The organism is Pseudonocardia humida (genome assembly GCF_023898865.1).
Taxonomy (GTDB): Bacteria; Actinomycetota; Actinomycetes; order Mycobacteriales; family Pseudonocardiaceae; genus Pseudonocardia; species Pseudonocardia humida.
In genome coordinates this window covers 1-2,209 of the sequence record NZ_JAGSOV010000120.1, presented here as the reverse complement: position 1 = coordinate 2,209, position 2,209 = coordinate 1, and the positions used below count along the sequence as shown (strand labels likewise).

The 2,209-nt window shown below is 74.2% G+C and carries 2 protein-coding genes; one reads left to right on the top strand and one right to left on the bottom strand.

Annotated features, from left to right (window positions below; genetic code table 11):
- Positions 1 to 1,296: Hsp70 family protein (locus KDL28_RS40025; protein WP_252446702.1), on the bottom strand; the 1,296-nt coding region annotated here is incomplete at its 3' end.
- A 285-nt stretch (positions 1,297 to 1,581) separates the two neighbouring features.
- Between KDL28_RS40025 and KDL28_RS40020 the strand changes: the two genes are divergently transcribed.
- A partial coding sequence (locus KDL28_RS40020; protein WP_252446701.1) for an IniB N-terminal domain-containing protein occupies positions 1,582 to 2,209 on the top strand: 628 nt, incomplete at its 3' end.

The window sequence follows — 2,209 nt, the reverse complement described above, 5'->3', positions numbered from 1 at the left end:
GGGCTGGGTACCCCCCGGCCCGCCCGGCCGGTTCGGCGGCGGGCCGGACGGGACGCGGCCCCCCGGCGGGGTGTGCGGGCCGGGGGCGCCCGGGCCCACGGCCGGTCGCGGCGGGGCCGGCGCCGGTGGGGCGGCCGCGCTGGCCAGCGTGCCGGCCACCGCGCCGGCGGCCGCGGCCACCGGCGGGATCGCCACCCCCGGCCAGGACGCCGTCGGCTTCGGCGAGACCGACAGCGCGGCCCCCTTGGCGATGGCGTTCTTGGGGTCGGCGTCGACCGCGACCGGGCGGCCGAGCTGCTCGGAGACCAGCTGGCCGACCAGCGGGATCCGCGAGGAGCCGCCGACCAGCAGCACCGCGGTGAGGTCGTCGGGGCTGGTGCCCGCGGAGACGATCGCCGCCCGCAGCGCGGTGACGGTCTCCTCGACGCGGGGGCGGATCAGCGCCTCGAACTCGCTGCGGTGCAGCCGCACCGAGCCGCGGGCGCCGGGCAGCATGACCGGGATGGAGACCTCGGTGTCGCTGCTGAGGGCCTCCTTGGCCTCGGTGCAGTCGCGGCGGACGCGGGCCACCGCGGCCAGCACCTCGGGGTCGGTGTCGTCGAGCCCGGCGAAGGCCTGCGGCATGCCCTGCACGACGTGCTCGAAGACCGCCTCGTCGAAGTCGATGCCGCCCAGGCGCTCCAGCCCCTCCGGGCGGCCGAGCAGCCCGAAGCCCGACGCCCCGGAGTCGCCCTTGCGCACGACGGCGGCGTCGAAGGTGCCACCGCCGAGGTCGTAGACGGCGATGGTGGAGCCCGGGGCGACCCGCTCGGCTGCCGCGTAGTGCAGCGCAGCGGCCTGCGGCTCGGCCAGGAAGGTGACCGTCAGGCCCTGCCCGCCCAGGGCCCGGGCCAGCAGCTCCTTCTTGTGCACGCCCCAGGAGGCGGGGTGGGTGACGGCGATCGAGACCGCCGGGCCGCCCTCCCGCTCGGCGACCCGGTCGACGACCCAGCGCACGAGCCGGGCCGAGAGCTCCTCGGGTGCCCACGGGCGACCGCCGACCACGATGGGGGTCGGGTCGCCGATGCGGCGCTTGAACTCGCGGACCACGCGGTCGGAGTCGGTCAGCGCGCGGCGCTCCGCCGCCTCGCCCACGACGACGCCGCCGTCCGGGGCGAGGAAGAGCACGGAGGGCACGGTGGCGTTGCGCGTGCCGAGGGTGACGACCTCGGGCTCCACCCACCGCCGGTCCGACGACCGGCACACCGCGGCCGCGGTGTAGGTCGTCCCCAGGTCGATCCCGAGCTGGTAGCTCATCGTGGTCCCCTCACCCGCTGCCGGCACGTCCCCGTCGGAGGAGCACCCTCTCCCGGCATCGGATTATCCGCGCCGCCCGTTAGCCCCGATCAAGGGCCGTCGCCGGGATTGGGGCCGAGGCCCCCGATCCCCCTATCGGGACCCCCTACCGACCCCCGATCGGGGGGACGGGGGAACCCTGGCCGATCCCCGATGGCCCGCCCGGCCCCGCTGCCTACCTTCGTCATCAGCACCGGGTCACCGGCCCGGAACACCGAACCTCCCGACTCTCACACGGAGATCATCATGGCTGAGACGCTCTCGCTGCTCGAGTTCATCCGCGAGCTGCTCTTCAACGACGACCTGCGCCAGGACTTCGCCGACAACCCCGAGGCCACCCTGGCCGAGCACGGCCTGGAGAACCTCAGCCCGGACGACGTGCACGACGCGCTGGTCCTGGTCGAGGACAACCAGACCGCCGACTTCTCCCGCGACTACAACACCGGCTCCAACGCCGCGGCGTCCTTCACGCCCCCGCCGCCGGTGGTGCACCACGACGGCGGTGGCGACAGCCACCACGAGGCGATCCAGTACCTCAACAACTACATCACCAACAACTTCGTCGACGACCGCGACACCATCACCGACAACTCGATCAACCAGCAGATCGACACCGGCGGCGGCGACTTCGACCAGGACATCGACGTCGACTCCGTGGTCGCCTCCGGCGACGGCGCGGTCGCGGCCGGCGACGACATCGAGGACTCGACCATCGTCACCGGCGACGACAACCAGGTCGGCGACGGCAACGTCCGCGGCGACGGCAACATCGTCGGCGACGACAACGACGGCAACCTCGTCGGCGACGGAGACGGCAACGTGGTCGGCGACGACAACCAGGCCGTCACCGGCGACGGCAACACCACCTCGTTCG